This window comes from Clostridia bacterium, assembly GCA_017405765.1.
In the GTDB taxonomy this organism is placed as follows: Bacteria; Bacillota; Clostridia; order Oscillospirales; family RGIG577; genus RGIG577.
Genome location: JAFQZS010000010.1, coordinates 25,763 through 32,816, shown reverse-complemented (window position 1 = coordinate 32,816; position 7,054 = coordinate 25,763). Strand labels below are relative to the sequence as shown.

General features: G+C 52.2%; 6 protein-coding genes. 5 read left to right on the top strand and 1 reads right to left on the bottom strand.

Annotation, left to right across the window (positions count from 1 at the left end; genetic code table 11):
* The first annotated feature begins 334 nt into the window (after window positions 1-334).
* Entirely contained in the window at window positions 335-523 is a 189-nt protein-coding gene (locus IJG50_02555; GenBank protein ID MBQ3378727.1) for a hypothetical protein, read from the top strand.
* Window positions 524-730: 207 nt separating this feature from the next.
* Here IJG50_02555 and IJG50_02550 read toward each other — a convergent pair whose 3' ends face one another.
* Window positions 731-1,936, bottom strand: a complete 1,206-nt coding sequence (locus tag IJG50_02550; GenBank protein ID MBQ3378726.1) for a nucleotidyltransferase family protein — start codon at window positions 1,934-1,936, stop codon at window positions 731-733.
* Window positions 1,937-2,290: 354 nt separating this feature from the next.
* Between IJG50_02550 and IJG50_02545 the strand changes: the two genes are divergently transcribed.
* From IJG50_02545 to IJG50_02530, 4 genes are all read left to right on the top strand, one after another.
* On the top strand, window positions 2,291-3,451 hold the full coding sequence (locus IJG50_02545) for a hypothetical protein (protein ID MBQ3378725.1): 1,161 nt from the start codon (window positions 2,291-2,293) through the stop codon (window positions 3,449-3,451).
* 298 nt (window positions 3,452-3,749) lie between these two features.
* The gene (gene pta, locus IJG50_02540) at window positions 3,750-4,748 is read left to right on the top strand and encodes a phosphate acetyltransferase (GenBank protein ID MBQ3378724.1); all 999 of its coding nucleotides are present in this window, start codon (window positions 3,750-3,752) and stop codon (window positions 4,746-4,748) included.
* A 36-nt stretch (window positions 4,749-4,784) separates the two neighbouring features.
* Complete coding sequence (locus tag IJG50_02535; GenBank protein MBQ3378723.1) at window positions 4,785-5,984, top strand: acetate kinase; 1,200 nt, start codon at window positions 4,785-4,787, stop codon at window positions 5,982-5,984.
* 169 nt (window positions 5,985-6,153) lie between these two features.
* Window positions 6,154-7,029: a leucine-rich repeat domain-containing protein gene (locus IJG50_02530; GenBank protein ID MBQ3378722.1), complete on the top strand. Its 876-nt coding sequence runs from the start codon at window positions 6,154-6,156 to the stop codon at window positions 7,027-7,029.
* Window positions 7,030-7,054: the final 25 nt, after the last annotated feature.

Genomic DNA, 7,054 nt, shown 5'->3' with positions numbered 1-7,054 from the left:
CTGGAAGTATTACTAAAGATGGTGACCTTCTGGCCGAAGATTGTGGGGCGTAAATCAGCTTCAAGAGGCGCAGTATGGGCCTGTGGGTTTCCCCTCGTGTGGGGACGGGGGAGCAAAGCTCCCCGGGACTTTTGGTACTTTTGGTCACAAAAGTACGCCCCCCGGCAGGGGGATCAAATTCTTAAAACGGAGTTTTAAGGTTTGTTCTTGCTTGCAAAGCAAGAGAAGCAAACTTAAAAAGGAGTCTTTAGAACCTCGGTTCTAAAAAATCCCCCTTGCTTTCACCTAAAACCGCGCCGCGTCATATACTGTAATACCGATACAGAGGATGGGTATGATGACGATGAGCGGCTTTGACAAAAAGATGCGCCCCGTGCGGCCCGGGAGGGGCATTATATGGAGCCTTATACTTATCGCGCTCGGCGCGGGCGTCGTATTGTCGCTTGTTTTCCCCGCGTGGCTTCTTGCGCTCATAGGGGGGATAATACTTTTTCTTATAGGCGTTCTGCTTTTATTGTGCTGAGTGGTTTTTTTGGAGGTAAACGTATATGAAGATAGTTGTACTTAAGGTCCCAAAGATCTTGGGCGGTATACTTAGATCCGTTTTCGGGATGAGAGGCGAATAAAAGAGAGCGCGGGGCGATACGTCCCGCGCTCGTGCCTTTTTTTAAGAGTATTTACGATATGGGAAAGATTTAAAAAAGCGGGCGCATGGGGCGCCCGCCGTATTTTATTCCATCGCGCCGATCACCTGCGCGCTTCTTTTGTAGTCGTTTAGGGCGCGCCTGTATTCTCGGTCCTTTATCGCATATGCGTAAAGGCGTGTAGCGCGCTCTTCAATGTCGAACTGCGCCTGCGCCGCTTCGCCGTATCGGCTTATATGAGCCGCCTTTGTTATTATCGGAAGCGCCGCCGTCTGCTTCATCTCGCGCAAAACGCGGCTCCCCGTTTTGTTTTGGGCAAGCACGCGGATATATGCGGGCGGAGCATCCGTATCGCTCTTTTTTATCCCGAGATATGCGCACATTATAACGCGCCGCAGGCGCGAGTGGGTGAAGCGCTTCGATTTGACTCTTTCGTAAAGCTCAGAAAGCGACTGCGACTGACGCGCCGCATCGTATATCCTGTTTTCTAGCCCCTCGCTCACATCGGGAAGCCGGCTCAACTCATACGGCGAAAGCCGTATAAGATGCGAAAGTACAAGCTCGTCGAAATCGGACGTACTTACATAGAAAACGCCGCGGTCTATCGCGTCTCGGTAAAGCGCAAGACAGCGCTCGGGCACAAAGCGCGTCATATCGGCGCCCTTACTTTCGCGCAGAGCCGACGCCGAGGAGAACGCGCCGAATGTCTCCATGCTGTCGTGCGACGCCCCCGTGCGGGGCACGGTTATCAAAGACAAAGAAGGGAAGAGACGTTCGGCCTCGTTTATATATTCGAGCGCGAGGATGTTATTGGGCTGCGAGAGCATGTCGGCAAGCTCTACGCTCACAAATTCGCGCGCCGCCGCCGCGCGCGCCGCGGGATACGACGTTCCTTCCGAGAATATTTCCTGTTGGCGCGCCGCGAACTCCTCGCTCCTTATCGCACGGTTTAGCTCTCTTAGCTTTTCGATATCGCCGCACTCGCTTCCGAAGCTGAGAGCCGAAACGCAGCCCATACCGCCGATAAGGCTTACGGCGCCGCAGGCAAAGCGCTGCGCGCTGCCGAGCGCGAAAACGGCGGGAAGCTCAATTACTAGGTCGCAGCCGCCCAAAACGGCGGCGTGAGCGCGAAGATACTTGTCCGCGACGGCGGGCTCGCCGCGCTGAACGAAGCTGCCGCTCATCACAGCGACAACGGCCTCTGCGCCAGTAAGCTTCTTTGTTTCGGCGATATGATATGCATGACCGTTGTGAAACGGGTTATATTCGGCGATAATTGCGGCAATTTTCATGAAAAGTCACCTTTTTAGCGTTGAAGCGGTAAATGTTTTTTCGTATATGATAACTTAGGTAAATGCAAGGCTTTTTTGGGGCCGCATTTTGGCGTAAACGGCGTTTTGCGGCGGATGTGATACATAAGTATTTCAAACAAATTCTATAAAAGAATTCAAACTCTGTCAAGCGTATGCCGCGCCGCGATATCGACAGAAAGGCTTATCGGCGCGTCGAACAAATACAAAAAACTTCGTATCGCAGGTTTATATTTATTATAAGGGGTTGACCGTCCGCCGATAATCATTTATGCTCAAATCAGTAAAAGGATCGTGAAGACAATAAAAAGTCCGCCATGCAAAGGAGGAAAATATATGAGCGACAGTAAACGGCTGAGGCGCCTTTTGCCCTGCATTTTATTATTGATCGTTTTTTCGGTATCCGCATATGCGTGCGCTTATCATACATCGGGCTTTGCCGCAGAAGAAAGCGCCGGGGAAGAACAGGTGAAAGCAGGCATCGACTCCGTTCACAGGGAAGAACACGGATGGTCGGCGTCCTTTTATCTCTCCGACAGCGAACAGAGCGCAGACGCATGGTGCGTTCGCTTCGACGGCGAAGGCCGTTTTCTCGGAGCACAGAAAAAACACCTTTCGCCGGGAATACAGCCCCTGAGTTTTGACGTGTCAAACGCGTCGTCCCTTTTTTTGGTGCTGGATGATTCGATGATACCCTTGTGCGCCGCGAAACGATTGGGATACATAGGCGAAACGACGCCGCTTTCATATGAGATCCATTTGTTATTGGATCCCGATCAGGTTTTGGATGAAGACCATTTTCTTAAGAAAGAAGTGCGCGATGAATTTGCCACGGGGAAAAAATATAAATCGTTCGGCGTGGTATATCTCGACACAGCCGACCGACAATTCACACAGGAGCGGTGGATCAACCGGATCAGGTTCAGGGAGGACAAACCGGAAAACGGCTTCAAGGTGACGTATAAAAAACGGTATCCCATAACGGACGGCGACGTTGCCGCCGAATTGCGCCGGGCGGAAACGGAGGGCTTTATCCTATCCGACGACGTGTGGTCGCCTGAGGTGGAGTGGGGATATTCAAGCATGACGCTTAGTCTTTCGGCCGAAGCCGCCGAGGACGCGGGCGGGTATTCGGGGATAGCCGAGCTGCCCCTTAACGAGGCCGTTTCCATGATCAGGGAGAAAATGCCGTCAGAAGAAAAAGACTGGAAAACAGAAGGTTGGGGGACCGATGCGATCGAAGCGGCTCAGACGGCAGGGCCGGTCATGTTCAAGCGCTACACGGGGGATCATCGGGGAACGGAGATACGGATCGAGGTCTGGGAGATCAAAGACAAGTATATTACTGAGCTGTCGGTCAAGGCGGATGACTATAATGAGGCGGCGGCCGTGCGTGAGGAGCTTATAAACTACCTTGACAACATGGGGATACTGTTAAAAGAAGACTCGCTGAAAACGCAGCGGATCATGGACGCTTTTTTCGGCGCGCATGACTGACAGAGGCAGACGGCAAAGCGGGCATGACGCATACCCCGCGGCGGTTTTTGGGGCCAAGATAAAGATCCATGCGGGAAAAGCCCGATATGGCAGCTCTTATGAAGCCCTTTCGGACCGAGACGATAAAAAGCAAGAGTTAAATAAAAATACGCAAATAATATTTTAGCGTAAAAAGCCGTTGAATTCTTAAAGATTTTGTACTATAATAATATTTAATTGTATTATAGCTCTTTTTGAGCCGAAATGCATATTAAGCACACGCTCAATTTTTTATGATAAATCGAAAGGTGGAACTTCTATGGATTTTTTAGGTAACATGAAAAAGCTGGCTGCAAGCGATGTAAAGACCATCGTATTGCCCGAGGGCATTGAGCCCAGAGTAATAAATGCGGCTGCACAGGTTGCAAAAGAGGGCTTCTCCAAGGTAGTGCTCTTAGGCAATGAGAAGGAGATAGCGGACAAGGCCAAAGAGATCGGCGCCGACATCGCGGGCATACCGGTCATAGACCCCGAAAAGAGCCCCAAGTTCGCTGATTACGTAGATACCTTCTATGAGATGAGAAAGGCAAAGGGCATAACGCGCGAGGAAGCTGCAAATTTAATGAAGGACGTGCTTTACTACGGCGTTATGATGGTAGAAAAGGGCGACGCCGACGGTATGGTAGCAGGTTCCATCAACTCCACCGGCAACACGCTCAGACCTGCGCTTCAGATACTCAAGACTGCTCCCGGCGTTAAGTATGTATCCTCGTTCATGGTAGTCGTAGTTCCCAACTGCACGCTCGGCGACAACGGCACGTTCGTATTCTCCGACTGCGGTCTTACGATAGACCCCGACGCCGACAATCTGGCTGAAATAGCTATCGCTTCCGCAAAGTCGTACAAGGCCGTTTTAAAGAGCGAGCCGAGAGTTGCCATGATGTCGTATTCTACTTACGGCTCCGGCAAGGGCGCGTCTGCAGACAAGGTGCGCGAGGCCGTTAAGCTTGCAAAGGAGCGCGCTCCCGAGCTCATGCTCGACGGCGAGCTTCAGGCGGACGCTTCGCTTATCGAGTCGGTAGGCCAGTTAAAGGCTCCCGGCAGCAAGGTAGCGGGCTATGCAAACTGCCTTATCTTCCCGGATCTTCAGTCGGCGAACATCGGCTATAAGCTCGTACAGCGTCTTGCAAAGGCAGAGGCTTACGGCCCGATACTCCAGGGCATAAAGAAGCCCGTAAACGACCTGTCGAGAGGCTGCAGCGCCGAGGATATCGTAGGCGTTGTCGCTATCACCAGCGTACAGGCGCAGATGATGTAAATATTATTTGTAAATATAATAAAAGGAGAAATGTAAGTGAAAGTATTAGTTATCAACGCCGGCAGCTCCTCTCTCAAGTATCAGCTTATCGATATGGACACCGAGAAGCTCATGGCAAAGGGACTTTGCGAGAGAATAGGCATCGACGGCAAGCTCACGCATGAAGTTATCGGCATGGAGAAGATGAAGAAGGACGTGCCGATGAAGGATCATAAGGACGCGATAAACGTTGTTCTCGACTCGCTCACTCACGAGGGATACGCAGTTATCTCCAGCATGAGCGATATCGACGCCGTAGGCCATCGTTTCGTACACGGCGCGGAGTTCTTCAAGGATTCCTGCCTTATCGACGACGAAATGATGAAGGTAGGCGAGGCTTGCTGCGAGATCGCGCCGCTTCACAACCCGCCGAACATCATCGGTATCAACGCCTGCAAGGAAGTTTTGGGCAGCATCCCGCAGGTTGCCGTATTCGATACGGCTTTCCATTCCACGCTTCCGGCATACGCATACCTCTATGCGCTGCCCTACGAGTATTTTGAGAAGTATAAGATAAGAAAGTACGGCTTCCACGGCACGTCTCACAAGTATGTTACCCAGCGTGTGGGCGCAATGCTCGGTAAGCCCCTTTCGGAGCTTAAAATAATCACCTGCCACTTAGGAAACGGCTCGTCCATCACGGCTGTAGACGGCGGCAAGTCGGTTGACACTACGATGGGCTTCACCCCGCTCGAGGGCCTTATCATGGGCACGAGAAGCGGCTCGCTCGATCCGGCGATCCTGCCGTATCTTATGGAGAAGGAAAACCTCGACACGAAGGCGATAAGCAATATCCTCAATAAGAAGTCGGGCGTTTTGGGCCTCTCCGGCGTAAGCGCAGACTTTAGAGACGTTGAGGCTGCCGCAAAGGAAGGCAACGAGCGCGCACAGATAACGATAGACCAGTTCTGCTATCAGGTAAAGAAGTACATAGGCTCGTTCGCGGCTGCTATGGGCGGCGTTGACGCCGTTGTATTCACCGCAGGCGTAGGCGAGAACTCCGCAGCGTTCAGAGAGCAGATCGTTTCCGGCCTTGACTTCTTGGGTATAAAGATAGACGCCGAGAAGAACAAGATCCGCGGTCAGGAGATAGACATAAGCGCCGCTGACGCTACCGTTAAGACCCTCGTTATTCCCACCAACGAGGAGCTCATGATAGCGCTCGACACCAAGGCTATCGTTGAGAAGTTAAAGTAAGAATATAGGCTGTACATAAAAAATCGGGAGCCGCAAGGCCCCCGATTTTTTTATGCGGAGGCGTGCCGCGCCGCTGCCTTTCGAATTTTTGTTGCGAACGGGGGGATATGGTAAAATGGTATCATAAATGATCCGACATACCTATGCGCCCGAAAAGGAGAGGGAGAATATGAAAAACAAGTTAATATGTATGCTGATTGCAATATGTATGATCGCGGTCATGCTGCCTGCGGCGGCTCTGGCGGGCACGACGCACGTTCAGAGCGGTGATATGACGTACCCCGCAGAAAACGGTGATCTTTACTATCAGGTGTTTGACGGCCTGATAACGATAACCGGCGCAGACACGACAGTGACGTCGGCGGACATTCCCGACGAGATAGGCGGCAGAGAGGTGACGAGCATCGGCCACAGCGCGTTTGCGTACTGCAGCGAGCTTGCGTCCGTTGATCTGCCCGAGGGCCTTACAGACATTGACTCATCCGCGTTTTACGGCTGCACCTCTCTTGAGTCGATAAATATACCCGCAAACGTGACCGTTATCGGCTTGCAGGCGTTCTATAATTGCACGGCTCTTACCTCGATAGTCGTTCCCGAGGGCGTTACGTCCATAGGCGCGAGGGCGTTTTACCGCTGCAGCGCGCTGAGATTGGTAAAAACGCCGCAGACGCGGCGTTTCTTTTGTTTTTGGGATAGGGAGACGGATCGCCGCATCGCTTCGCTCCTTTGGGTGACCTGTAGGGAGAGGCGTCCTGCCGTGTGGGGTGGCACGCCTCGCGGGGGGCTTCCCCCCGTGTCATTGTCGAGGAGCAAAGCGACGAAGAATCTTATTGCAGAAAGATCCTTCGCTGCGCTCAGGATGACAAAGGGGGCGCGCGGGATGACAAATGAGGCCGCCTGCTTATTTAATGCCGCTCCAAGTCTTTGGTGCCCGTTGGTTATAGGCGGCATTAAACAAGCAGGTTTAAAAAAGCCCGCTTACAGCGGACACCGAGTGCAAAGAAAGAAAAGTATATTGAAAAGGAATCATAGAACTCCGTTCTAAACCGCCCCGGCGTCGCAAAAAAATG